Source organism: Stenotrophomonas sp., assembly GCF_032056425.1.
Classification (GTDB): Bacteria; Pseudomonadota; Gammaproteobacteria; order Xanthomonadales; family Xanthomonadaceae; genus Stenotrophomonas.
Genome location: NZ_DAMBCN010000021.1, coordinates 1 through 25,652, shown reverse-complemented (window position 1 = coordinate 25,652; position 25,652 = coordinate 1). Strand labels below are relative to the sequence as shown.

The window sequence follows — 25,652 nt, the reverse complement described above, 5'->3', positions numbered from 1 at the left end:
TGTGAAAGGTAGAGATTAGCCGTTCGCAAGAACGCTGGCAGCAGAACTTGCGTTCTGCTTGCGGCTACCGGCCTGGTTGGCGCTGCACGCACGTGCGTACTCGCCCAGGCATTGACCCACCCTGTGCTGCACCAGCGCGGCGGGCGTGTTGGCCAAGGTGCCTTCGCGCACCGCACGGTACTGCTCGGGCAGGTGCTGGCTGAGCAGCACCAGCGGCGGCGCGTGCTGTTCCAGGTTGGCGAACAGGGTCTGCACCGCCTGCACCAGCGCCGGCTCGCCCCAGTAATAGCGGCAGCGGTCGCTGAAGGAGAACGCGCGCAGCAGGCGCAGAGCGGGCTCGTCACCCTGATAGTACGACTGCCAGTACTTCGGCTGCGCCACCATCACGTCATCCAGCACCTGCGGCAGGCGCGAACACTGTGCGGCCGGCAGCAGCTCGGCTTCGATCGCGGCCAGTGCGAACAGCGCTTCGCGATAGGCGAAGGTGGCCGCCGGGCCCACTTTGAGGATGGCGAAGTGATCGCGCACCAGCGCGTGCAGGCCGCTTTCGCGCTGGTAATCGGTGGAATGTGCTTCGAAGACGATGCGCGGTTGCTGTTCCAGGAAGTCGGCCAGTTTGCCCGCCGCCGCTGGGTCGTACTCGTGCACGCTGCTGTGGTCGAAGTCCACGCCCGGCTGCACCACCATGGCGATCACCCGCTGCCAGGCCTCGCGCAGCTGCGGCGTATCGAAGGCATGCTGGTGGATGGCCAGGGTCTGCGCGGCGGCCGCCGGCGTGGTCACCTGCAGGCCTTCAGCCAGCGAGGCTTCGCCACCGGGAATCGGCACTTCGGTACCGATCACGTAGACCGGCGGCGGCAGACCGTGCTCGGCGGCGGTGCGTTCGGCAATCCCGGCCAGCTCGGCCGAACGCGCGGCCACGATGGCATCGGGCAGCGGCACCGGGTCGTCGGCGCAGGACATGCTGCAGTCCAGGTGGATCTTGTGGAAACCGGCGGCCACATAAGCCTCGATCAGCACGCGCGCATGGGTCATCGCTTCGGCGGCGGGGCGCTTCTGCCAGGCATTGGGACCCAGATGGTCACCGCCCAGTATCAAGCGTTCGCGCGGGAAACCTTCTTCATCGGCCAGCGTGCCCACGTAGTCGCGGTACTGCGGCGGCGTCATGCCGGTGTAGCCACCGAACTGGTCCACCTGGTTGGAGGTGGCTTCGATCAGCAGCAGCGTGCCATGGGCCAGCGCCACGTGCATGGCCGCGCGCAGCACCTGTTCGTTGCTGCAGCAGACGCTGTACAGGCCAACGTTGGCACCGGCACGGTGGGAAGCAAGCAGTGTCTGCAGCGGGGACATGGTCAGGCTCCGGTCGATCAGGAAAGCGAGGGGTGGCAGGCCAGCAGGGCGGCACCGCGGGCACCACCGGCATCGCCGAATCGCGGCGGCACGATGGGCGGTACCTGCACGCCGTTGAACAGATGCGCGGCGACGGCCGCGGGCAGCTGCTGGTACAGCGGCGCGTACTGCGACAGGCCACCGCCGAGCACGATCACGTGCGGGTCCAGCGCCAGCACCAGGGCGGCCAGGCTGTGGCCCAGCAGGTCGCGGTGGATATCCAGTGCCTGCCGTGCACGCGCATCGCCTGCTTCGGCGTTGGCGATCACGGCGCTGGCATCGGCAGCGCTGCCGCCCAGGTGGCGCTCGATCATGGCCAGGCCGCTGCCGGACACGTAGCGCTCCACGCAGCCCTGCAGGCCGCAAGCGCAGGCGATCAGCGGCAGGCCGTGGCGCCGCAGCAGGTGGCCGGGCACGCTCCAGTGGCCCCATTCGCCCGCCAGGCCGTTGAAGCCGGACAGCAGGCGACCGTGCAGGCAGAAACCACCGCCGGCAGCGGTGCCGAGGATTGCGCCGAACATGCTGGGGTAGCCTTCGGCGGCGCCGCCGTGTGCTTCGGACAGGGCGAAACATTGCAGGTCGTTGCCGAAGTGCAGCGGGCGCTGCAGGCGGGCCTGCAGATCGGCGGCCACGGTCTGCCCGGTCAATGCGGGTACGTTCGCACTCAGTTGCCGACCACTGCGGCGGTCGCGCACGCCAGGCAGGGCAATGCCGATGGCCGCGGCCGGGCTGCCGAGCGCGGTATCGGCCTCGGCCACCAGGGCCGCCACCGCCTGCAGGAAACCGGCGTAGTCGCCCTGCGGCGTGGCCACGCGGCGGCGCCAGCTGACCTGCAACGTCGTATCGCAGGCCACCAGCTCAATCTTGGTGCCGCCAATATCGATGCCGTAGCAGGCGTGGGCGATCAGCTCAGCCATGGTGGATGGTGACGCCCTGCACGACGCGGTTGACGGTGCCGTCGGGGAACGGGTTGTCCGGGGTCAGGCCGAGCGCGGCCGAACGCTGCAGCGCGTAGAGCTGGGCGAAGCCCAGCCACACCGGCGCCAGCCACGGATCATCGAGCGCTGGCACCGCCAGGGTGTAGTCATCATCGGCGCCGATATCGGCATGCGGGCCGATGGCCAGCACCTGCCCGGCCACGCCGTCGCGGCGCAGCTCTTCCAGCAGATCCTGTTCGTAGCGGCGGGCCAACGCTTGGCCGCTGCGCAGCACTACCACCAGGGTCTGTGCATCCAGCGTCGATTTCGGGCCATGGCGGAAGCCCAGCGGCGTGTTGGCCAGCGCCAGCACGCGGCCGGCGGTCAGCTCCAGCACTTTCAGCGCGCTTTCGCGGGCCAGCGCTTCCAGCGGGCCACTGGCCAGGTAGATCACCCGGTTGAAGGGACGCTGCGCCAGTGCCGCCACCGGTGCATCCCAGGCGGCCAGGCCTTCGCGGCCCAGCGCGCCAATCTGCTTCAGGCGCGCGATGCGGGCCTCCCACGGCGCGCGATCAAACACGGTCAGCGCGGCCAGCAGCATGCAGGTCAGGCTGCTGGTCATCGCGAACGCGCGGTCGCAGCTGGCCGAGGGCATCAGCAGGGTGCAGGTATCGGCACGACCGGCGCCACGCCGGGCCAGTTCGCCATCGGCATTGCAGGTGATGTCCAGGAAGCGCGCCTGCGCCACGTCGCTGCGCACGCGGTCCACCGCGGCCACGCTTTCCGGGCTGGAACCGCTGCGCCCGAACGACACCAGCAGGGTGGGGCGGTCGCGCTGTAGGTACAGCGCCGGGTGGGTCAGCAGGCTGGTGGTGTGCACCACGCGCACCTCGGCCGGCCACTGCGCGTTGATCGCATCGGCCACCATTTCGGCGATGAAGCCGGAGCTGCCGGCGCCGGTGAACAGCACGCGCTGGTTCGGATCGTTGAGGCTGTCGCCAAGGAAGGCCTGCAGGCGGTCGCGGGCACGCGACAGGTCCTGCGCCAGGGTTTCCCACAGCGCCGGCTGCTGGGCGATCTCGGTAGCGGTGTCGGCTCCGCCAAGGCGCTGCCAGGCGGGCACATCGGAAAGCAGGGTGACGTCCATTCAGAGGTTCCAGTTGGGCCAGCGCACCATCTGCGTTTTCTTTCGAAATGTCAAACATCGAAAGCAAAAAGAAAGAAATGGATTGGCGTGACTTGCTCGGGACGGGGCCGATCGCGAAACGCAAGAATCGGTCGGATGCCGTATCGCACAATGCTTAACAGGGGACTGCAAGCGATTACACAAAGTATTGCGGCGCACCAACTTTCGTTTGTATCAAATATATCTTCCTTTTTCCTTTCAGTTTATTGACATCTTTCGAATCGCTGCCCTAGAGTCGGCCCAACCGCTTTCGAAACGCCCGGTGAACGGGTTGGGAGTCTGTGTGGAGAACTGCGTTCGTCGCTCGCCGCTGCTGCTGGCCCTGCTGCCGACATTGATGCTGGCAGCGCCATCGGCCCAGGCCGAGCCGGTCGGCAACCTGCGTTCGGTCAGCGCCAGTGGCAGCCGCGACGGCGTGCAGGGCTGGGATCTGCAGACCGACAGCGGCGCACGCATCCGCATCGAACTGCCGGCCGCGGACATCATCCGGGTGCAGGCCGGCCGCAAGGGCACGCTCACCGGCGCCGGCGACAAGGCCGCGCCGATCGTGCTGCCGCAGCCCAAGGCGCACGTGCAGGCGCAGCTGGAAGAAGACGCACAGGAAATCCGCGTGCGCACCGACGCACTGGTGCTGCATGTACAGCGGCAACCGCTGCGGCTGCGCCTGGAACGCCTGGACAATGGCCAGCCGACCGCGCTGTGGCAGGAACTGCAGCCGCTGGACCTGGATGCCACGCAGAGCGTGCAGGTGTTGTCTTCGCAGGCCGATGAAGGCTATTACGGCGGCGGCCAGCAGAACGGCCGCTACCAGTTCAAGGGCCGCGAACTGGAGGTGTCCTATTCCGGTGGCTGGGAAGAAGGTGATCGTCCGAGCCCGGCGCCGATGCTGCTCAGCAGCCGTGGCTGGGGCATGCTGCGCAACACCTGGAGCGATGGCAGCTACGACCTGCGCCAGGCCGACCAGGCCACCCTGCTGCATCGCGAAGACCGCTTCGACGCCTATTACTTCGTCGGCGCCGACCTGCCGAAGCTGATCGAACGCTACACCCAGCTGACCGGCCGCCCGAACATGGTCGCGCGCTGGGCGCTCTCCTACGGCGATGCCGATTGCTACAACGACGCCGACAACAGCAAAAAGCCCGGCACCGTGCCCGAAGGCTGGAGCGATGGCCCGACCGGCACCACGCCGGATGTGATCGACAGCGTGGCCAGGCAGTACCGCGACCATGACATGCCCGGCGGCTGGATCCTGCCCAACGATGGCTACGGCTGTGGCTACAAGCAGTTGCCGGAAACAGTGAAGGGGCTGGCCGGCTATGGCTTCCGCACCGGTCTGTGGACCGAGAACGGCGTCGACAAGATCGCCTGGGAAGTGGGCAAGGCCGGCAGCCGCGTGCAGAAGCTGGACGTGGCCTGGACCGGCAAGGGCTACCAGTTCGCGATGGATGCCAACCGCCAGGCCTTCGACGGCATCCTCGACAATTCCGATTCGCGCCCGTTCCTGTGGACGGTGATGGGCTGGGCCGGCATCCAGCGCTACGCGGTGGCCTGGACCGGCGACCAGAGCAGCAGTTGGGACTACATCCGCTGGCACGTGCCGACCCTGGTCGGCTCGGGCCTGTCCGGCATGGCCTACGCCAGCGGCGACGTGGATGCGATCTTCGGTGGCAGCGCCGAAACCTTCACCCGCGACCTGCAGTGGAAGGCATTCACCCCGGTGTTGATGGGCATGAGCGGCTGGTCGTCGAACGCGCGCAAGCACCCGTGGTGGTATGACGAGCCCTACCGCAGCATCAACCGCGACTACCTGAAGCTGAAAATGCGCCTGACCCCGTACATGTACGGGCTGGTGCACGAAGCTGCACAGACCGGCGCGCCGCCGGTGCGCGGCCTGATGTGGGACCACCCGCGCGATCCGCATGCGCAGGATGAAACCTACAAGTACCAGTTCCTGCTCGGCCGCGACCTGCTGGTGGCGCCGGTGTACCGCAGCCAGGCCGCCAGCCGTGGCTGGCGCCGCGACATCCACCTGCCGGCCGGCGGCTGGATCGACTACTGGGATGGCCGCCGCGTACAGGCCGGGGCCGAGGGTCGCCAGCTCGACCGCCAGGTGGACCTGGCCACGCTGCCGGTGTTCGTGCGTGCCGGTGCGATCCTGCCGATGTACCCGTCCATGCTGTTCGACGGCGAAAAGCCGCTGGACGAAGTGATCTTCGACCTGTATCCGCAGGGCGATGCGCAGTACACGCTGTACGAAGACGATGGCACCACCCGCCGCTACCAGCAGGGTGAATCGAGCACGCAGGTGGTGCGCGTGCAGGCGCCGGTGCAGGGCAGTGGCTCGGTGCAGGTGCAGATCGATGCAGTGCAGGGCCAGTACAACGGCCAGCTGGCACAGCGCCGCTACGGCCTGCGGGTGCTCAGCCGACAGGCGCCGCGCGCGGTGCAGGCCGCTGACCGCAGGCTGCCCGCGCTGGCCGATGCCGCCGCGTTCAATGCTGCTGCCGAAGGCTGGTACTTCGATGCCAGCGAGCGCCGTGGCACCCTGCACGTGCGCACCGCCGCGCAGGACATCCGCCAGCCGCTGCAGCTGCAGCTGGACTTCGCCGTCGCGGTGGCGCCCGCCGACGATGCCTTCCCGGCCGCACCGGTGCTGGGCCGCGAACTGCCGGCCGACAGCCTGCTGGTGGTCAATCGCCCGGCCGAAGAACCCGGCCACGCGCTGGAAAATGCCTTCGATGATGATCCGGGCACCTGGTTCCGCAGCGTGCGCAACCAGGCCGTGCGCACCGGTGCCCACGAGTGGGTGATCGGCTTCGGCGAGCGGAAGATGATCGATGGCATCGACATTGCGCCGCGCAACGACAAGAACTGGAAGCACGGCCAGGTGCGCGACTACGAGGTCTATCTGGGCGACAGCAATGGCGAATGGGGCGAACCGATCGCGCGTGGCCGCCTGCAGTTGAAGGAAGGCGTGCAGCGCATCGACTTCCCCGCCCACGCCGGCCGCCTGCTGCGCTTCCGCGTGCTGAGCGTGCAGAACCCCGAGGGGGACGGCGCCAGCAGCACCGATCCGATGGTCACCGCCGCACAGGGCAGCGCCCGCGCCTTCGATGCCCTGCAGCCGCGCGATGTGGGCCCGATTGCCCTGTCGACTTTCCATATCCTTGAACACCCGACACCAGAACGGCCGGCCCAGCAGCGCTTTCTCTCGGAACTGCCGGTGCCGGCCGCGCTGGCCCAGCAGGTGCGCGCCGACCACGCCTTCCGTGGCGACGCCGGCATGCGCATGAACGGCCTGCAGTTCCGCCGCGGCCTGGGCGTGGCCGCCAACAGCCGTATCGACCTGCGCCTGCAGGGTGGCTGGCAGCTGCTGCGCGCCGACCTTGGCATCGACGATGCCTGCCGCAGCGCCGGTGGCCTGCAGTTCCAGGTCTGGGGTGACAACCACCTGCTGTACGACAGCGGTCTGGTGAAGGCGCCCGGCGTGGTCAAGCCGGAACTGGATATCCGTGGTCTTTCCACCCTTAGCCTGCGCACGCTGGGTGCACAGGGCAGCCAACCCACCCAGGTCTGTGCGAACTGGGCCAACGCCGTGCTGATCGGCCAGGAGGGCGACTCGGCCAGCATCGTCGCCCCATGACCCCCACGTAACACCGCTCCTCCCCCGCCCATTCCGACTACGGCTTCCGAGCCGTGGCCCGGGAGCGTTTTGCCCGCCAATCGCTTTCGCGCCGCCCACCCGCCGCGCACCCCTGCCAGGAGAGAACCCCGATGTTGCCCGCCCGCCACGCTCGTCCGCCCTGTCGTTCGCTCGCTCCGCTGTCGCTGGCCATTGCCGGCGTGCTGCTGTCGATCGCCCTGCCTGCTGCCGCCCAGGACAGCAAGGAAAGCAAGGACAACGCCACCGACCTGGCCCGTATCGAGGTCACCGGTTCCAACATCCGCCGCACCGACGTGGAAACCGCCTCGCCGGTGCAGGTGATCAGCAAGCAGGACATCCAGAACATGGGCGCGCGCACCCTGCTGCAGGTGCTGGACAACCTGCCCGCCGCACGCCCGGCGCAGCAGGATTCGCGCTCGCTGTTCACTGGCTCCGATGGCGCCTCGCAGGCCAACCTGCGCGGCCTGGGTGCGCAGGGCACGCTGGTGCTGCTGAACGGTCGCCGCCTGTCGTACTACGGCGCGCCGGCGGGCTTCCAGACCCAGTTCGTCAACATCGATGCCATTCCGGCCGCTGCCATTGAACGCATGGAAGTGCTGACCGACGGCGCCTCGGCGGTGTACGGCACCGATGCGGTGGCCGGTGTCATCAACGTGATCACCAAGCGTAATTTCCAGGGCGCGGAAATCACCTTCAGCAATGACACCTCCTCGCGCATCGATTCCTACGGCGAACGCCAGGCCAGCATCACCGCCGGCTTCGGTGACCTGACCGAAAACCGCTTCAACGTGTACGGCGCGGTGAACATGTACCGCCGCGACGCCATTCCGCTGGCCGATTTCTACGACAAGCGGCCGGCCCAGTTCTACGTCAACAACCCCAACTACCTGACCAACCTGCGCCTGGGCGTAGGCAGCAAGCCGGGCCAGTTCAATCCGGGGACCTATTTCGCCTTCGATCCGGTGACCGGCCGCCGCGTGCAGGAAGCCGCGCCGGGCTGCCAGAACGTGCTGCAGGGCCAGGCCGCCGGCCCCAGCTGCGTCTGGGAAACCTGGATGAACAACGAGATCGACGCCGGCGCCAAATCCGAGCGCAACACCGCCTACCTCAACGGCACCTTCCTGGTCGGCGACAACACCGAAATCTTCGCCGAAGCCACGTATACCGACATCGACCTGCGCGCCAACGGTGGCACCCCGCGCACCTACGGCACCACCACCGGCAACCCCAGCAGCTGGTTCTCGCGCGATACCGGCACCACGGTGAACCAGTTCCTGTACCCCTACCTCGGCCCGAACAACGAGTACAACCACGCCAGCCCGGAGCTGAAGGCGCTGATGGGCGGCGTGGTAGGCCTGAACTACCTGCTGCAGGATGCGGGCCCGAACTACTTCGGCCAGCGCAACACCGACCAGAGCTACCGCGTGCTGACCGGCGCGCGTGGCAACGTGGGTGACTGGAACTGGGAAACCGCGTTCGCCACCGCCGGCACGCACTCGGTCACCTACCAGACCATCAACGTGAACCTGAAGGGCTTCGAGAAAGCTTTCGGCCCGTACTCGGTGGACCCGGGCACCGGCCGGGTGATCATCTCCGACCATCCGGCCTATAAGTTCGGTGAGATCAGCGAGGCCAACGCCGCGCTCATCCGCGAAGCCTTCCCGACCTTCGACATCCAGTCGTGGACGCGCCTGCATACCCTGGACGGCAAGATTGAAGGCCCGCTGGCGCAGCTGCCGGCCGGTGAAATGCGCGCGGCGTTCGGCTTCAACGCCAGCCGCGAAACCTTCTACACCCCCGGCAACCCGGACGCCGCTGCGGGCCTGATCACCCAGCAGGGCGGTTCGTGGTTCGATGGCGCGCGCAACACCTATGCGCTGTTTGCTGAAACGGTGGCGCCGATCACCGACAAGCTGGAACTGGACGCCGCGCTGCGCGTGGACAAGTATCCCAACTTCAACGCCAACGTCGCGCCGAAGATCGGCTTCAAGTACCAGGCCTTCGACCGGCTGATGCTGCGCGGCACGTATTCCACCGGCTTCCGTGCGCCCAGCCTGGCCGAATCGGGCAGCGGCGGCGTGTTCGCCCAGCTGGGCGGCTACCGCGACGACGTGCGCTGCGACGAGACCAACGCAATCGCCAACCTGCTGCTGAAGTCGCAGCGCCCCGGCGATGTCGACCTGGGCAAGGGGCTGCTGAACGTGGATTGCAGCCGCACCGTGGCCCGCATGACCCAGCCCAACCAGGACCTGAAGCCGGAAAAGGCGAAGATCACCACCCTCGGCTTCGTCTACGAGCCGGCCAGCTGGCTGTCGGTGTCGGCCGACTACTGGTTCATCTACCGCGACAATGAAATCGTCGCGCCGGATTTCACCCGGGACACCGACATCATCGCCTCCACCCGCTCGCCGATCACCGACGCCGACCGCGCCAACCTGGCCCAGCTGGCTGCCATGTGTGCCGACCCGGCCAGCGGCGTGGCCTGCCCGGGCGTGCTGCCCGGCTACAGCGTGGGCAACGTGGCCAGCGTGGTGGGGCAGTACAAGAACCGCGGCAAGACCCTGGTCGATGGCTTCGACGTGGACGCGCGCAGCCGCTTCTCGCTGGGCGCATGGGGCGGACTGAACATCGGCCTGGCCGCGACCATCGCCAACCGCAACCGCTACTACATGGATGAAGAGAGCGGCTGGTACTACGGCGATGTGGTGGGCTACTACAACAACCCGCGCCTGCGTGCCACGCTCAATGCCGACTGGACCTACAGGCAGGTGACCACCAGCATGTTCGTGAACTACGTGGGCGGCACCAAGTGGGCGCGCGACCGGGTGGACGAAGTGGACAACAATGCGCAGACCTGCACCGCCGGCTATCTGCCCGTGGAGAAGAGCAAGTGCGATGGTGCGCCGTCGTGGTGGACGGCCAACCTGAGCGTGACCTGGCGCCCGGACGATGCCTGGAACCTCAGCTTCACCGTCAAGAACCTGTTCGACCGACTGCCGTTCTACGACCCCAACAGCTTCCTGGGCGATTCCAGCGACTACGCCACCATCTTCGGCCGCGGCTACAGTGTCACCGTGGGCTACAGGTTCCAGTAAACCGATCGTGTGACCCGGCGCGCCGGCTGCAGTTGGCGCGCCTTCAAGAGGAGCGTGAGAGCCATGCAACGTAGGGAATTCATTGCGGCCGGTGCCGCCATCGCCGCCAGCAGCCTGCTGCCGCAGAGCCCCGCCTGGGCACGCGGGCGCACGGTGCGCCTGGCCCTGATCGGCACCGGCATGCGTGGCCTGGTGCTGCTGAAAGAGCTGGTGCGCCGCGATGATGTGGAGGTCGTCGCCCTGTGCGACATCGAACCGATCATGCTGGGCCGCGCCATGGACATGGTGGCCAAGGCCGGCAAGCCCGCGCCGAAGACCTACGGCCAGGACCGCGACAGCAACGCGTGGAAGCGCCTGCTGGAACAGAAGGGCATCGACGGGGTGATCATCGCCACGCCCTGGGAATACCACGCGCCGATGGCGATTGTGGCCATGCAGGCCGGCGTGGCCGTGGGCTGCGAAGTGGTGGCCGGCATCACCCTGCAGGACCACTGGGATGTGCTGAAGACCCAGCTGAGCACCGGCACCCCATACATGCTGCTGGAGAACGTCTGCTACCGCCGCGACGTGATGGCCGCCCTGCAGATGGTGCGGCAGGGCCTGTTCGGCGAACTGGTGCACCTGCAGGCCGGCTACCAGCACGACCTGCGCGGGGTGAAGTTCAATTCCGGCGATCCCAACCAACCCTACGACAGTGGCGTGGAATTCGGTCCCAAGGGCTGGAGCGAAGCGCGCTGGCGCACCGAACACTCGGTGCAGCGCAACGGTGAGCTGTACCCCAGCCACGGCATCGGCCCGTGCGCCATGTACACCGGCATCAACCGCGGCAACCGCTTCACCCACATCAACGCGTTCGCGACCAAGGCCCGCGGCCTGCATGATTACACCGTGGCCAAGAGTGGTGGCACCACCCACCCCAGCACCAAGGTGAAGTTCAAGCTGGGTGACATCGTGACCACCACGCTGGCCTGCGAGAACGGAGAAACCATCCTGCTGCAGCACGACACCTCGCTGCCGCGCCCGTACTCGATGGGCTTCCGCGTGCAGGGCACCAAGGGCCTGTGGATGGACGTGAACCATTCGATCCACATCGAAGGCCGCAGCCCGCCGCACCAGTGGGAAGCGTTCAAGAAGTACCAGGACCAGTACGAGCACCCGCTGTGGAAGCAGAACGCCGACACCGCTGCCAGCGCCGGCCACGGTGGCATGGATTGGTTCGTCATCCACGCCTTCGTGGAAGCGCTGAAGGCCAAGGCACCGATGCCGATCGACATCTACGACGCGGTGACCTGGAGTGCCATCACCCCGCTTAGCGAACAGTCCATCGCCAGCGGCTTCCAGACCCTGGAATTCCCCGACTTCACCGCCGGCACCTGGAAGCAGCGCAAGCCGATCTTCGCCTTCGACGGCACCTACTGACCGGCTCTTGTAGAGTCGAGCCATGCTCGACTGCTTTCAACGCAACGCCGGGCCATGCCCGGCGTTGCTGCTGGCGTCTGCGATACTCTGCACGCAGAAACCCAGGACCCCTCACCCCCATGGCATGGCAGAAGATCAGCGACCTTCCTGACCAACGATTCGTAGGCCCCTACGGCATCGAATTCTGGCGAATCCACGAAGGCCAGGTCTTCCACCAGGGCCGCCTGCTGCGCAAGGCCGATGCGGCCACCTTCGAGTTCATTCCCGCTCACTACTTCATCGCGCGCGACGCGCATGCGGTCTACCACGCCTGGACCCGGCTGCCCGCCATCGACCGTGACAGTTTCCGCCAGTGCGGCGATTACTGGCTGGACAACCGCCATGTGTACTTCGAGTACGAGACATCGCTGAAAGCGCTGGCAGAAGCGGATTGCACCACCTTCCGCAGTCTGGGCGCTGCCTACGGCGCCGATGACAACGGCGCCTGGTACGGCGGACGGCGCATGAAGCAGTGCCTGCGGGGTGACCGGCTGCAGCTTTCACCGCTTGACCCGCTGTTCGCACTGGACGACACCCATGTCTACTGCGATGGAAAGCCGCTGCCCGGGGTGGATCGCGCACGCTGGCGACTGCTGAACGATGGGTTCTCCCGCGACGACAGCCGCATCTATTACCTGGAGCGGAAACTGCCGCGCGTGGATGCGGCGTCGTGGCGGCAGTTGCAGGGCAGCTGGTCGCGGGACCACAAGAACCTGTTCCATATGTTCATGATCGAGACCGACCCGGCGCTGCGTGCGCAGCATGGTTTCGCTCCAGGTGAGTGAATCCATCGGACATCCTGTGCCAGGGGCGTGGATCCGATGCGTCTACTGACATTCACCTGCCCACTCTGCGGCGCACCAAGGCAACGCTTCCCCGTGCGTTCTGCATGGGCACGGCAGGCGAAGTCGGCTTGCCGTGCCTGCGGCATTGTCGTGCGGTCGGATCCCCGATTGGGCATGTACTCCCTCTATGTGCTGTACACGCAGATCATCGCCGTGCTGGCGGCGCTCCCATTGATATGGGCTTATGTCACCGGTGAATGGGCATGGCTTGCCGGTATCTGGCTGGTGGTACTGGTGCTGTGCGGGCTTCCTGGGGCGATCAGGCACGCGCGCAGCCCGATCGTCCGTGCTGGACCGGATCCCAATCGCAGCTATGCGTGCCGGCCGGGCAGGCTGCCTGACGACCCGACCGCGCAATTCACGCCGGGCGGCAGCTCGCCGCGCAGGAATGCCAGCCCATGACCCAGATGGCCAAGGCGTCTACGTTGCTTCTGTGAGGACTTCTGCCGGTCGGCGGTGTCAGGCAAGGCTGACAGAGGCAGGAAAAATGGCGCGCCCGGAGGGATTCGAACCCCCGACCAATGGCTTCGGAAGCCACTACTCTATCCGGCTGAGCTACGGGCGCGTTGTACAACCGCCACACCGTCGGCCAGTGCCGGGGCGGGCATCGCAGCGCCATGAAGACGGTGCGGGAGGGGCATTCTATCCAGTTTCGCCGCACAAATCTCCCCCCGCCTGCAAAGTCGGGCGGAGGGCACAGGAGTATCCTAGTGCGATGGCTGATACCCCCCTTTCCGCGCCGCATCCGGCGCCGACGCCGCGCTGGCGTCATTACTGGTCCCTGATGCGCGCCGATCGCCCGATCGGCACGCTGCTGCTGCTGTGGCCCACCTGGTGGGCGCTGTGGCTGGCCGCTGGCGGCCTGCCGCCGCTGTGGACCCTGTTCGTGTTCACCGCTGGCGTGTGGCTGACCCGCTCAGCCGGTTGCGTCATCAACGACTACGCCGACCGCTGGCTCGACCCGCACGTGGAACGCACCAAGGCCCGACCGCTGGCCACCGGTGCGATCAGCGGCCGCGCGGCGCTGGTGCTGTTCGCGTTGCTGATGCTGGTGGCGTTCGCGCTGGTGCTGACCCTGAACGGCCTGACCATCGGCCTGAGCTTCATCGGCGTGTTCCTTGCCGCCAGCTACCCCTACCTGAAGCGCTACACCCACCTGCCGCAGGTGTATCTGGGCATGTCCTTCGGCTGGGGCATTCCCATGGCGTTTGCCGCCGTGCAGGGCGAAGTGCCCACGCTGGCGTGGCTGCTGTATGCCGGCAACATCCTGTGGTCCACCGCCTACGACACCTGGTACGCCATGGTCGACCGCGAGGACGACCTGAAGATGGGCTCGCATTCCACCGCCATCCTTTTCGGCGAACTGGACCTGGTGATCCAGGGCGTGCTGTATGCACTGTTCCTGGCCACGATGGCGCTGGTGGGCGTGCGCGGCGGGCTGGGCGGCTGCTACCTGGCGGGCGTGGCGGTGGCCGCGGTGCTGGTGGCGTATGAATTCTGGATCTGCCGCAATCGTGAGCGCGGGCCGTGTTTCAAGGCCTTCCTGCACAACAACTGGGTGGGCGCGGCCTTGTTTGCGGGTATTGCCGCGGATCTGGCGCTGCGCTGATGGCGCCCGCCGGGCATGGCCCGGCGCTACCGGTGTGGGTTTGCGCGGATGGCGCACGGCGCCGGCTTTCGTAGAGTCGAGCTTGCTCGATTGCTCTTCGCGGCAAATCCAGGGCAGTCGAGCAAGCTCGACTCTACGACCAATAGGTGGCTGACAGCCCGCATCCCACCGCCCAGAATCGGGCCATCGAACCTGGGAGGGTAGGCGATGGCCTCGACGGCAGCAGTACAGGACGGCTGGATGGCGCGCGCAGCGCTGCGTTCGGCCGCCTGGGCGGAAAAGTGGTTCCCCGATGCGTACGTGTTCGCGGTGCTGGGCGTGGTCATCGTCGCGCTGGCGGCGCTGGGCTTCGGCTCGACCCCGCAGGCCACCGCCAGCGCCTTCGGTGATGGCTTCTGGAGCCTGATCCCCTTCACCATGCAGATGGCCTTCGTGGTCATCGGCGGCTATGCCGTAGCCACTGCGCCGGTGGTGGCGCGCTTCATCGATTTCCTCGCCCGTGTGCCGCGCACCGGCCGTGGTGCGGTGGTGTACGTGGGCCTGGTCAGCATGCTGGCCTCGCTGCTCAGCTGGGGCTTCTCGCTGGTGTTCGGCGGCCTGCTGGTGCGTGCGCTGGCCCGCCGCAGCGAACTGCGCATGGATTACCGCGCCGCAGGTGCGTCGGCCTACCTCGGCCTGGGCGCCGTGTGGGCGATGGGGCTCAGCTCGTCGGCCGCGCAGCTGCAGGCCAACCCGGCCAGCATGCCACCCGGCCTGGTGGAAATCACCGGCGTGCTGCCGTTCACCGAAACCATCTTCCTGTGGCAGTCGATCGCGCTGACCGCGGTGCTGATCCTGGTCTCGCTGCTGATCGCGTGGCTGACCGCACCGGCCGCCGGCAGTGCGCGCACCGCCGAGGATTTCCCCGGTGCCGCACAGGCCGAGCCCGAGCCGCTGCAGCAGCGCACGCGCCCCGGTGAATGGCTGGAGTACAGCCCGCTGCTGACCGTGCTGCTCTCGCTGTTGGCCTTCGGCTGGCTGTTCAACGAATTCGCCAGCAAGCCGGTGGTCACCGCCATCGCCAACCTCAACACCTACAACTTCCTGTTCATTTCGCTGGGCCTGCTGCTGCACTGGCGGCCGCGCAGTTTCCTCAACGCGGTGGCCAAGGCGGTGCCCAGCACCACCGGCGTGCTGATCCAGTTCCCGCTGTACGGTGGCATCGCCATGATCCTCACCCATGCCGCCGGCGGCGATGGGCAGACGCTGGCGCATCGGCTGTCCAGCCTGTTCGTGCACGTGGCCAGCACCGATACCTTCGCCCTGGTGATGGGCGTGTACTCGGCGGTGCTGGGCTTCTTCGTGCCGTCCGGTGGCGGCAAGTGGATCATTGAAGCCCCGTATGTCATGCAGGCGGCCAACGAGCTGAAGGCGCACCTGGGCTGGGCGGTGCAGGTCTACAACGCCGCCGAAGCATTGCCGAACCTGATCAACCCGTTCTGGATGCTGCCGCTGCTGGGCGTGCTGGGGCTGAAGGCGCGCGATATCGTGGGCTTCACCTTCATCCAGCTGCTGGTGCACATTCCGCTGGTGCTGGGCCTGCTGTGGCTGCTGGGCATGACCCTGACCTACGTGCCGCCGGTGATGCCGTAGCGCACCCGGGATCGCACCCGGGGTCAGATCCCTGCCGCAGGCGGGGCTCTGACCCCACCAACCCGCGCGGCTGCGCCACGGCAGTCGAGCAAGCTCGACTCTACCCCGCGGTCTGCTTCTCGATCTCGGCCTTGCGCAGCAGGAACCGCTGCACCTTGCCGCTGGGTGTCTTCGGTACCTGCGCCACGAATTCCACCAGGCGCGGGTACGCATGCGCAGACAGGCGCGAACGCACGTGCTGCTGCAGTTCGGTGGCCAGGCCTTCATCGCCGCTGTAGCCATCGCGCAGGATCACGAAGGCCTTCACGATTTCGGTGCGCTCCGGGTCGGGCACGCCGATCACTGCGGCCTCGGCCACGGCGGCGTGTTCCATCAGCACGCTCTCTACGTCGAACGGTCCGATGCGATAGCCCGACGAGGTGATCAGATCATCAGAGCGGCCGATGAAACTGATCGAGCCATCGTCTTCCCACTCCACCGAATCGCCGGTGCGGTACCAGCCATCGCGCAGCGCGGGGGTCTCGGCGCCGTAGTAGCCGGTGAACCAGAGAATGGGCGACTGCTGCACATCCACCGCCAGGATGCCCGGCGTGCGCGGCGGCAACACGTTGTCGTGCTCATCCAGCACCGCCACCCGGTAGCCGGGCATGGCGAAGCCGGACGAACCGGGCCGCACCGCGTGCGCCAGCGCGTGGTGGTTGTTTACCACCATCCCGGTTTCGGTCTGCCCGTAGTGGTCCAGTACCGTGGTGCCCAGGTGTTCGCGGAACCAGCGGGCGATTTCCGGATTCAACGGCTCGCCCGCGCTGCTGACTACCCGCAGCTGCCCCTTGATCGCGGCGCTGGCCGCAGGGCCGGCACCGATGATCTGCCGGTAGGCGGTGGGCGAGCCGGCCAGGTTGGTGACCCCCAGCTGCTGGATGATCTGGTTCAGGCCGGCCACGCTGAAGCCCGCTTCGCTGAAGGTGGTGGCATGGCCCAGCAGCAGCGGGCCGGTGACCCCGTAGTACAGGCCGTAGGCCCAGCCGGGATCGGCAATGTTCCAGAACACGTCGTCGCCGCGCAGATCCACCGCCAGTTCCATGTAACTGGCAAAGGCCAGCAGGGCGCGCAGCGGTACCGGCACGCCCTTGGGGCTGCCGGTGGTGCCCGAAGTGGACAGCAGGGCCATCAGGTCGTCGCCACGCAGCATCACCGGCGCCCGCTCGGCCGGTGCCTGCCGCGTGCGGGCCAGCCAGTCGATATCGCCGTCGGCCACGGCCTGCCCGGGGCTGGCGATGGTTGCCACGGTGGGGCACCCGCTTACCCCGTCCAGCTTGCCGCGGTTGGCCAGGTCGGTCACCACCAGCGCGGTGCGGCCGGTCGCCAGCCGCGTTTCAATGGCCTTGGGCCCGAACGCGGTGAACAGCGGCTGGTAGACCGCACCCAGCCGCCAGGTGCCCAGGATCACCGCCAGCAGATCGGGCGTGCGCGGCAGCAGGCCGGCCACCACATCGCCGCGGCCAATGCCGGCGTCGGCCAGTACATGCGCGGCGCGCGCTGCGGCCTCGCGCAGCTGTTCAAAGGTGTAGGTGTGCAGATGCGCCCGCGCATCCACCCAGCGCAGGGCCGTGGCATTGCGTCCGCAGTGGCGGTCGCAGCATTCCACGCAGGCATTCACACCGGTCTGCAGATCGCCCTGCAGGCGCGCCTCCCAGTGCGCCAGATTGAAATCCGCCAGGGCCTGGTCGTAGGAAGGCAGTGCTGTGCTGTTGCGGGCCATGCGTGTCTCCGCCAAGGATCAGTCCGACGATAGGCGCGGCCGGGGGCGGCTGCAAATCGGACCAAAGGCGTAGGTGGTCAGCGGGCTTCGTCTTCGCCGAAGCGCACGCCGTTGAAGGTGTGCGTGCAGCAGGTGCACGACGGCACCATGTCCTTCGCCGTCAGTGCAGGCGCCACCCGCTGCAGCACGCCGGCCTCATCCACGTACAGCCCGCTGAAGTACGAGGCCTCGCCCACGCGCACCTGCTCGCGGCGCGGGGCGTTGCCGGTGGCCACGATCCAGGCGATGGGCTCCTGCGTATCCAGCCGCGCGCAGGCTTCCGAATGCACCTGCCCCAGGGCTGGCCCACCTTGGACAACAGGAAGCGGAACAGCGGTGTGTAATCGCGGCCGTGCCGATGCCCGGCGTGCATGGAGCCGCGCGTGGCGTCGCTGGACAGGGTGGCCTTGCGATGGCGCTCGTGGCGATAGTCGCCGCCGTGCACACCGTGGCCACTGTTGCGTGCACGTGCATTCACCCGGCGGAACAGGGGGGCGGAACGGTCCATCGCTCACTCAGTGCAGGGAAGGGCGGTCGATTGTCGGGCGGCCCTGCGCAGCCAGCAAGCGCACGCCCACCTTAATGGGCCCGGCCCGGCGCTGGCATAAGTACATGCGCAACCCGCATGAATCCTTCATGTGCTTGCGGCACAAGGGCCCGCGGGTGTTCATTCACCGCCGTGCACGCGCTCGTAGCCGCGTTGCAACGCGTGGTTAACCTTCGGCTGCAGACCATGCGCACGTCCACCGCATTCCGCGCGTGGCATTTGGAGATCGGACATGGCACAGCAGAACCAGAACCCGAACCAGAAGCAGCAGGGCCAGCAGAACCAGCAGGATCAGCAGCAGGGGCGTGGCCGCGACCAGCAGCAGCAACAGCAGCAGGAACAGCAGCAGCGCAACCAGCGCAACCAGCAGCAGGGCGGCCATGACGAAGAAGAATGACCCGCGTGCAGCCTGCGCGTGAACGGTGAAGCCCCGCCTGGTGCGGGGCTTCGCTCGTAACCGCGGGCGGTTTACAGCACGCCTAACCGCTGCAGCGCCGGCGTGGCGGCCATGTCGTTGGGGTTGGTGCCCGGAAGATCCTGCGGCACTGCCATTCCCATGCCGGCGTACAGATCCACCCAGTGCTGGGAAATCTTCCCGGTCTGCGGGTTGCGGAAGTTCATCGGCTGCAGCGCGAACACATGGTGCGCGCGGAAAGCCCGTTCAATGAAGTCCGAACAGTAGTAACTATCCTCGTTCAACACGTAGGCCGTGTTGTACGGCTTGCCCAGCATCGTGCGCGCCGTGGCGATGGCATCGGCCAGCACCTGCGGCTGCGCCGCACGCAGGCGATACACCACGACCTGCCGCCGCTTGTCCCGGGCATCCTGACGGAACTCCGCCAGCGTCTGCTGCCGCGAGCCCTTTTCATCGGCATGCAGCACCTGCAGTCCGTCCGCACCGTCGGCCACCAGGGCTACGTGGTCGAAGCGGGTACCACCCTCGTGCGCGGTGGCATCGTCGATGGCGGCGCTCAGGCCGGTCTGGCCGGCGCTGACAAACAGCAGATCGCCGGGCCGCGCCTCCACGGCCAGCGCAACGGCCGGCCACAGCGCGGGCAGCAACAGGCCAATCAACAGGAACAGGGCACGCATGGCAGGGCCGGGCGGGTGAAAAACGCGATTGTACGGCGCAGGGTAGGATGGTGCGACCGAACCGGAATCAGGATGATCCCATGCGCTCCCGCCGTTCCCTTGTACTGTTGGCCCCCTTCGTCAGCCTTGCCCTGGCTGCCTGCACACAGGCCCCGCAGGCCCCGCAGGCGCAACCTGCAGACGCCGCACCCGCTGCGGCACCGGCCGCCGAACCTGCACCCGCATCCACCGCAGCCACGGCTACCACCGCTACCACCGCCCCGGCCTGCCCGCACGAGCAGTTCGACACCTTCCTGAAGCATTTCGGCAACGAGATCGCGCTGCAGGAAGCGGCTACCGCCGATCCGCTGCGCGACAGCTACGTCGATGCCGGTGCCGAGCCCGAGCCGAAGACCGTGGAAAAGCTGGTGCCGCTGGCCGACGTCGGTTGGCCGGTGATGCCTGACCCGGCCAGCCTGGGCGCCCGCGGCCGCGAAATGACCGTCACTCCGCAGGCCGACGGCCAGATGCAGGTGCTGATGCGCACCCCCGATACCAGCGACCAGCAGGTCTACACCTTCGCCCGCGCCCCGTGCTGGACGCTGGTCAGCCGGGCCGACGAATCGATCTGAGCCACGCCGGCCGCGCAGCGCCGGTAGAGTCGAGCTTGCTCGACTGCTGTTGGCGCAATGCGAAAGGCAGTCGAGCCAGATCGACGCTACAAAGGACATGCCATGAACACCCGCAGGATGCGAACCTTCGTTCACGCCGCCGCGCTGTTGCTTGCCACTGGTACCGCCAGCGCGCAGGCCCTGCACGCCGATGATGGCGCGTACTTTGCCAGCGCCAGCGCCGAGCAGACGGCGCGCACCGTCCTGGTCGAGCAGACGGCGGCGCTGCAGGCAGCGACCGGGGGCGATCCCGCCAGCCGCTTCCGCCAGGCCGAACAGCTGCAGGCGCAGTGCCTGCGCCATTACGCCTACCTGCACCTGCAGGCCGGTCGGGATGCCCGCGATCGGCGCCCGGCGCAGGCGCTGGACCAGGTCATGGGCCTGTGCAGCCGCATCGCCCGCGCGGGCAGGGCGGCGCTGCATGCCGCGCCGGCCGATGCTGCATGGGCCAACGCGTACCCGTTCCTGCGCGAGCGCGCGCAGCAGGAAGCCGCCCTTCCCAGCAACCCCGCGCTGGATGACGCCGTGGAGGCGCTGGCCGGCCCGGCCATGGACAGCTTCGCGCGGCTGCGCCGACAGATCATGCGCACGGCCGTCTATCCGCAACTGCAGCGCGACGGGCGCCATTGGGACACCGGCGCCGACCGGCTGGCACTTGCCCAGCAGCCCGACCGCGCGCTGCGCGAGGCAGGTTGGAAGGGCTACTGGCAGGGCCTGCAGTCGCGGCGCGATCCGATGGCGTCGGTGCTGCTGGGGCTGGTGCAGGTGAACGACCGCGCCTCGCAGGTGCAGGACCACGCCGCGGCCACCGAGCGTGGCTATCGCCACATGGGGCTGGACACCGCCACCGTGCAGACCACGCTGTCCGCGGTGGAACGCCATGCCACGCAGCGCGATGCGTACCAGCAGCAGCTGCTGCGGCATGCAGAAAACAGCGGCGTGGCGAACCCACAGCCCTGGGATACCACGGTGCTCGATGCCGGCTACGTGCCGCCCGTGCTGACCCTGCAACAGCTGCGCGATACCGCCGCCGATGCCATGCAGCACCTGGGTCCGGCCTACGTGGAAGAGCTGCGCGCGCTGCTGGACCCTGCCAGCCAGCGCATGGATCTGGACACCGCGCGCGGCCAGCGCAGCCAGGATGCATTCCCGGTGTTTGCACCCGATGCACCCGCGCTGTTGTTCGTGGGCCAGCGCAGTGGGGATCTGGAAAGTGACGTGGAGATCGTCCATGAAGCCGGGCACAGCCTGCACGGGCAGTGGATGCAGCGGAACCATGCATCGCCGCTGCAGCTCAACGGCAGCGCGTGGCTGACCGAAGCGTTTGCGATCTACAACGAACTGCGCTTCCGCGACCGCCTGTACCAGCAGGCGCAGGACCCGCGCGCCAAAGCGTATTACCTCAAGTCACTGCTGGACGACATGGTGCTGCAGGTGTTCACCTCGGCCGAAGAGGCCCAGCTGGAGCGATCCATCTACCAGGGCGTGGCCAACAACACCCTGGGCACCGCTGATGATCTGGACCAGCTTACCGGGCAGGTGCTGGCGCGCTATGGCCAACAGCCGCAGCGCTACCCGGAACTGCGCAACGCCTGGATCGGCAAGCGCTTGATGTATGAAGACCCGAACTACCTGGTCAACTACCTCTACGCCGGGCTGCTGGCCGTGCAGTTGTACGCGCTGGACCAGCAGGACCCGGAAGGCTTCCGCGTGCGTTACCTGCAGGTGCTGGGCGAAGGCTTTGATCGCGCACCCCAGCAGCAGGTGGCGCAGCTGCTGGGGCATGCACCCGACTGGTCCGCGCTGGTCGATGCGGACATGCAGGTGTTCGAAGACAGCGTCGCCCAGCTGCGCGTGTTGCATGCGCAGATCGACACCGAGCGGCATCGGTGAAACCGGCGCCGCGCCGGCGGTGGCGCGTTGGTAGGCGCTAACTAGACGGTCTGCACCCGCCAGCCGCGCGCGGCATCGTGCAGTTCACCGCTGCCAGCCACCTCACCGATCCCCAGCACCAGGCCCTGCGCATTGGGCAGGTCTTTCTGTTCGGGGAACCAGCGTCGGTCGGCGGCCACCACAATCAGCAGGCCCTCGTCGTCGCCCATCGGCGCGAACTGCGCCGACGGCGGGCTGAGCGGCTGCAGGCCGAACCGCGCGCTGGCGACGGCACGTACCGCGTCCACATCATCGCTGGGCAGCCCCACCTCGCTCAGGCACTGCAGTTCACTGCCGTGGAAGGCACCGGTATGCGTGCTGGCTGGCAGGCGCTTGCGCCCGATCAATTCCAGGATCAGGCCGTCCGGACCGGTGAAATACACCGACTGCGACTGCCAGTTGCTTTCAAGGGCGAAGTAGTCGATGCCTTCGGGATTGCACTGCAGTGGTGTGCGCTCGCGCAACCACGTCATCGCTTCACCGAAGCGGTTGTCGGGCACGTTGAAGGCTAGATGCACGCCGCCGGTGGCGTGGGTACCCGCCGGTTGCAGGCTGATCGTGCTCCAGCCGACATGCACATGGTGGCCGACCACGCGCTGCTGCAGCACGTCGCGGAAATAGTCCGCCACGGTTTCGACGTTCGACACCGGCAGGGTGAGATGCAGCAGGCGCATGTGTGATCCTCCATGAAGCACTGGGGCGAGTGTAGCGCCGGGCGCCTTTCGCCCGCGTCATAGCCCGCGCAACGAATCGTTACGGCATGCGCAGGCAGGTGCCAACCTTGATTGGCACACTCCGTCCACAACCGTAACAATGCATCTCTCAAGGACGTCTACAGGGGAAGGGCATGCAGGGTCTGATGGCAGAACACCGCGCCGCGGGTGAAACCGCATGGCCATGATCCTGGCGCTGGTGCTGCTGGCACCGCTGCTACCACTGGCCCTGCTGGTGCTGATGTGGCGGCGTGCGCCGCGTTGGCAGGGCAACCCGTGGCTGTATCGGGCCGGCTTCGCCTTCCTGGCTGCGCTGCTGGCGCCCACGCTGCTGATGGCCGGCCATGGTGGCCTGCCGTGCCCCACCTTCGGCGGCCTGATACTGGTGTTCATGCGGCTGGAATGGATTGGCGATCTGCACCTGAACCTGATCGCGTTTGGTAGCAACGACGCCGCGATTCTGTCTGCACCGTTCCTGGTAGTGTTTGCCGCCGCCCTGTTCATCCCGCTGCGCACGGCCCGCCGCGCGCCATGAACCTGGTAGATGCCAACCTTGGTTGGCACGATCTGTCCGCGCCACACATGCGGCCTGCCTCTGAAGGAATACCGATGGTCAGCAAAGACCCAACCAGCGAAAGCCCCGTGGATGCGGCGTTCCGCCCCGTCCTGACCTGGATGGCCAACGAAATCGCCGCCGGCCGCCCGCCGCAGGCGGCAAACGTTCACCTGCGCACCGCCGATACGTGGGCGACCATTACCGGCATCCTCCAGGACTACGGCGAAAGCCTGATTCCGCTGCCAGATACGACCTGGGAATCCTCAGTGTGCCAGTGGTACGGGCATCACTGGCAGGTCCTTGTCGACCTGTATACGGAGGGAGAGGGGCGAAGCGATCTGGTGATGCATGTGGACATCACCGAAGCCGACGGCGGTTTCGCGTACACCCTGCACCTGGTTTATGTTCCCTGATCACACGCGACCGTAGAGTCGAGCATGCTCGACTGCTCCAGCTCTTCGTAGAGTCGAGCTTGCTCGACTGCCGTAGCGAAGAGCAGTCGAGCAAGCCCGACTCTACCAATGCAAAGCGGTCCCGCATCGCCCGGCATTCTAAGCCAGGCAGCCACGCATCGCCCGCCATTCCAAGCCAAGCCGCCGGGTGTGTCCCGGCACATCCATCCAAGCCCGGCCTGGCCCCAGCCGCCATCATCGCGTTGCCTCCCGGCCGCTTGTGCTACTACGGCCCGTGCAGTCCTTTCCCCTTCGGAGCACGACCATGGTCAACCCCGTCGCCCAGGCCCATCGCGGCCCGGGCACCACGCTTTTCAGCCTGCTGAATCCCATACCGTTCGGCTTCTTCGTTGCCGCGCTTGTCTTCGACATCCTCTACCTCAACACCGCCGAGGTGATGTGGGGCAAGTCCGCCGCCTGGCTGATCACCTTCGGCCTGCTGATCGCCATCATTCCGCGCCTGATCAACCTGTTCGCGGTGTGGCGCCGCAAAGGCACTGCCACCGGCGTGGACCGTGTGGATTTCATGCTGAACCTGGTCGCCATCGTGCTGGCCATCTGGAACGCCTTCGTACACAGCCGCGACGCCTATGCGGTGGCGGTGCCGGGCACCGTGCTGTCCGCGCTGACCGTGGCCCTGATCGCGATCGGCTACATCCTGTTGTCACTGCAGGCCCCGGTGCTGCAGGGAGGTCGTCATGGCTGAGCGCATCCTGCCCACGCTGGGCATCCTTTCCCTGGCCGTCATGCTCGCCGCCTGTGCCGGCAAGGCCGAATACCACCCGGCCGACCAGTCCGGTCCGCAGCCGCCGCTGCCCAAGCCGGCCAACTTCCTCATGCCGCCCATGCAGGTGCCCAAGGGCGTGGGCTGGGCCGAAGGCCAGGCGCCGGCCGTGGCCGAAGGCCTGAAGATCGAGCGCATTGCCGCCAACCTGCAGCACCCGCGCCGCCTGCTGACCCTGCCCAACGGCGATGTACTGGTGGTGGAAGGCAATGGTCCCGGCGAAGAACCGGTCACCACGCCCAAGCAGTGGATTGCCGGCAAAGTGAAGGCGCGCTCGGGCAAGGCCGGCAAGGGCGGCAACCGGGTCACCCTGCTGCGGCGCACGCCGGGCACCGATACCTGGACCCAGCACGTCTACATTGAAGGCCTGCATTCGCCGTTCGGCATCCAGTTGATCGGCAACACGCTGTACGTGGCCAACACCGGCAACATCATGCAGTACCAGTACGTGCCGGGCGCCACCCGCATGGCCGACAAGGGCCGCGAGTTCACCGACCTGCCCAGCACCATCAACCACCACTGGACCAAGGAACTGCTGGCCAGCCGTGATGGCAGCAAGCTGTATGTGGGCGTGGGCTCCAACAGCAACATCACCGAAAATGGCCTGGCCGTTGAATACCGCCGCGCCGTGGTGCTGGAAGTGGACGTGGCCACGCGCGGCAGCCGCATCTACGCATCGGGCATCCGCAACCCCACCGGCCTGGACTGGGAGCCGAGCACCGGCGCGCTGTGGGCGGTGGCCAACGAGCGCGACGAAATCGGTGCCGACCTGGTGCCCGATTACCTCACCTCGGTGAAGGAAGATGGCTTCTACGGCTGGCCTTACAGCTATTACGGCCAGCACGTGGATGAGCGCGTGCAGCCGCAGCGGCCCGATCTGGTGGCCAAGGCGATCAAGCCCGACTACGCCATCGGTTCGCACGTGGCGCCGCTGGGCCTGCTGTTCTACACCGGACAGTCGTTGCCCGCGAAGTACCATGGCGGCGCCTTCATCGGCGAACACGGCAGCTGGGACCGTTCACCGCTGAGCGGCTATGAGGTGGTGTATGTGCCGTTCAAGGACGGCAAGCCGACCGGCCGCCCGCAACCGGTGGTGACCGGGTTTGCATCGAAGGATGAGAAGACCCTGATGGGTGCGCCGGTGGGCATGGCGATGGATGCCGACGGCGCCCTGCTGGTGGCAGACGACGTAGGCGACGTCGTCTGGCGGGTCTCGGCAAAGTAACGGAAGTGGAGAGGCGAGCCATGCTCGACTGGTTTGGCTCCAGGCTGTCGTAGAGTCGAGCTTGCTCGACTGCTTCTGCCAAGGGCAGTCGAGCAAGCTCGACTC

General features: G+C 67.2%; 21 protein-coding genes and 1 tRNA gene. 14 read left to right on the top strand and 8 right to left on the bottom strand.

What is annotated here, in order from left to right; translation table 11 throughout:
- Positions 1-15: 15 nt before the first annotated feature.
- From RTY46_RS14085 to RTY46_RS14075, 3 genes are read right to left on the bottom strand one after another with little or no spacing between them, the layout of a single operon-like run.
- On the bottom strand, positions 16-1,350 hold the full coding sequence (locus RTY46_RS14085; RefSeq protein WP_312709101.1) for a D-tagatose-bisphosphate aldolase, class II, non-catalytic subunit: 1,335 nt from the start codon (positions 1,348-1,350) through the stop codon (positions 16-18).
- Positions 1,351-1,367: 17 nt separating this feature from the next.
- Positions 1,368-2,306: an ROK family protein gene (locus RTY46_RS14080; RefSeq protein ID WP_312709099.1), complete on the bottom strand. Its 939-nt coding sequence runs from the start codon at positions 2,304-2,306 to the stop codon at positions 1,368-1,370.
- Complete coding sequence (locus RTY46_RS14075) at positions 2,299-3,453, bottom strand: SIS domain-containing protein (protein WP_312709098.1); 1,155 nt, start codon at positions 3,451-3,453, stop codon at positions 2,299-2,301. Before RTY46_RS14075 ends, RTY46_RS14080 begins: the two co-directional genes overlap by 8 nt.
- Before the next feature lie 322 nt (positions 3,454-3,775).
- Between RTY46_RS14075 and RTY46_RS14070 the strand changes: the two genes are divergently transcribed.
- The 5 genes from RTY46_RS14070 (at position 3,776) to RTY46_RS14050 (ending at position 12,956) form a co-directional block, all read left to right on the top strand.
- A complete protein-coding gene (locus RTY46_RS14070; protein ID WP_312709097.1) occupies positions 3,776-7,135 on the top strand; it encodes a TIM-barrel domain-containing protein in 3,360 nt (1,119 codons plus the stop codon).
- A gap of 131 nt (positions 7,136-7,266) precedes the next feature.
- Positions 7,267-10,251 (top strand): TonB-dependent receptor, encoded by a 2,985-nt coding sequence (locus RTY46_RS14065; RefSeq protein WP_312709095.1) that lies wholly within the window; start codon positions 7,267-7,269, stop codon positions 10,249-10,251.
- Between the two features lie 63 nt (positions 10,252-10,314).
- The gene (locus RTY46_RS14060) at positions 10,315-11,670 is read left to right on the top strand and encodes a Gfo/Idh/MocA family oxidoreductase (protein ID WP_312709093.1); all 1,356 of its coding nucleotides are present in this window, start codon (positions 10,315-10,317) and stop codon (positions 11,668-11,670) included.
- A 119-nt stretch (positions 11,671-11,789) separates the two neighbouring features.
- Positions 11,790-12,494: a DKNYY domain-containing protein gene (locus tag RTY46_RS14055; protein ID WP_312709092.1), complete on the top strand. Its 705-nt coding sequence runs from the start codon at positions 11,790-11,792 to the stop codon at positions 12,492-12,494.
- Between the two features lie 174 nt (positions 12,495-12,668).
- Positions 12,669-12,956: a hypothetical protein gene (locus tag RTY46_RS14050; protein WP_312709091.1), complete on the top strand. Its 288-nt coding sequence runs from the start codon at positions 12,669-12,671 to the stop codon at positions 12,954-12,956.
- A gap of 86 nt (positions 12,957-13,042) precedes the next feature.
- Here RTY46_RS14050 and RTY46_RS14045 read toward each other — a convergent pair.
- A tRNA-Arg gene (locus tag RTY46_RS14045) sits at positions 13,043-13,119 on the bottom strand.
- Between the two features lie 150 nt (positions 13,120-13,269).
- Between RTY46_RS14045 and ubiA the strand changes: the two genes are divergently transcribed.
- Both ubiA and RTY46_RS14035 read left to right on the top strand, forming a co-directional pair.
- Entirely contained in the window at positions 13,270-14,163 is an 894-nt protein-coding gene (gene ubiA / locus RTY46_RS14040; RefSeq protein ID WP_312709090.1) for a 4-hydroxybenzoate octaprenyltransferase, read from the top strand.
- A gap of 207 nt (positions 14,164-14,370) precedes the next feature.
- On the top strand, positions 14,371-15,795 hold the full coding sequence (locus tag RTY46_RS14035) for a TIGR00366 family protein (protein WP_312709089.1): 1,425 nt from the start codon (positions 14,371-14,373) through the stop codon (positions 15,793-15,795).
- Between the two features lie 100 nt (positions 15,796-15,895).
- On the opposite strand, the gene RTY46_RS14030 is transcribed toward RTY46_RS14035, so the two are convergent.
- Both RTY46_RS14030 and RTY46_RS14025 read right to left on the bottom strand, forming a co-directional pair.
- Complete coding sequence (locus RTY46_RS14030) at positions 15,896-17,557, bottom strand: AMP-binding protein (RefSeq protein WP_312709087.1); 1,662 nt, start codon at positions 17,555-17,557, stop codon at positions 15,896-15,898.
- Between the two features lie 77 nt (positions 17,558-17,634).
- Entirely contained in the window at positions 17,635-17,886 is a 252-nt protein-coding gene (locus tag RTY46_RS14025; RefSeq protein ID WP_312709085.1) for a hypothetical protein, read from the bottom strand.
- A gap of 489 nt (positions 17,887-18,375) precedes the next feature.
- Between RTY46_RS14025 and RTY46_RS14020 the strand changes: the two genes are divergently transcribed.
- Positions 18,376-18,540, top strand: a complete 165-nt coding sequence (locus RTY46_RS14020; RefSeq protein WP_180886923.1) for a hypothetical protein — start codon at positions 18,376-18,378, stop codon at positions 18,538-18,540.
- 71 nt (positions 18,541-18,611) lie between these two features.
- Here the strand turns inward: RTY46_RS14020 and RTY46_RS14015 are convergent, their stop codons facing one another.
- Positions 18,612-19,235, bottom strand: coding sequence for a YiiX/YebB-like N1pC/P60 family cysteine hydrolase (locus RTY46_RS14015; protein WP_312709083.1), 624 nt, complete (start codon positions 19,233-19,235; stop codon positions 18,612-18,614).
- Positions 19,236-19,315: 80 nt separating this feature from the next.
- Here RTY46_RS14015 and RTY46_RS14010 point away from each other — a divergent pair, with 80 nt between their 5' ends.
- Entirely contained in the window at positions 19,316-19,846 is a 531-nt protein-coding gene (locus RTY46_RS14010) for a hypothetical protein (RefSeq protein WP_312709080.1), read from the top strand.
- A gap of 117 nt (positions 19,847-19,963) precedes the next feature.
- The gene (locus RTY46_RS14005) at positions 19,964-21,778 is read left to right on the top strand and encodes a M3 family metallopeptidase (protein ID WP_312709186.1); all 1,815 of its coding nucleotides are present in this window, start codon (positions 19,964-19,966) and stop codon (positions 21,776-21,778) included.
- Between the two features lie 41 nt (positions 21,779-21,819).
- Here the strand turns inward: RTY46_RS14005 and RTY46_RS14000 are convergent, their stop codons facing one another.
- Positions 21,820-22,491: a VOC family protein gene (locus tag RTY46_RS14000; protein WP_312709079.1), complete on the bottom strand. Its 672-nt coding sequence runs from the start codon at positions 22,489-22,491 to the stop codon at positions 21,820-21,822.
- A gap of 217 nt (positions 22,492-22,708) precedes the next feature.
- Between RTY46_RS14000 and RTY46_RS13995 the strand changes: the two genes are divergently transcribed.
- The 4 genes from RTY46_RS13995 (at position 22,709) to RTY46_RS13980 (ending at position 25,547) form a co-directional block, all read left to right on the top strand.
- Positions 22,709-23,065, top strand: coding sequence for a hypothetical protein (locus tag RTY46_RS13995; RefSeq protein WP_312709078.1), 357 nt, complete (start codon positions 22,709-22,711; stop codon positions 23,063-23,065).
- A gap of 74 nt (positions 23,066-23,139) precedes the next feature.
- Entirely contained in the window at positions 23,140-23,499 is a 360-nt protein-coding gene (locus RTY46_RS13990; RefSeq protein ID WP_312709077.1) for a hypothetical protein, read from the top strand.
- A 304-nt stretch (positions 23,500-23,803) separates the two neighbouring features.
- Entirely contained in the window at positions 23,804-24,244 is a 441-nt protein-coding gene (locus RTY46_RS13985) for a DUF2231 domain-containing protein (RefSeq protein ID WP_312709076.1), read from the top strand.
- Positions 24,237-25,547 carry a sorbosone dehydrogenase family protein gene (locus RTY46_RS13980; RefSeq protein ID WP_108763140.1) on the top strand — a complete coding sequence of 437 codons (1,311 nt, stop codon included), beginning with the start codon at positions 24,237-24,239 and terminating at the stop codon, positions 25,545-25,547. The genes RTY46_RS13985 and RTY46_RS13980 overlap by 8 nt, the downstream gene beginning before the upstream one ends.
- Positions 25,548-25,652: the final 105 nt, after the last annotated feature.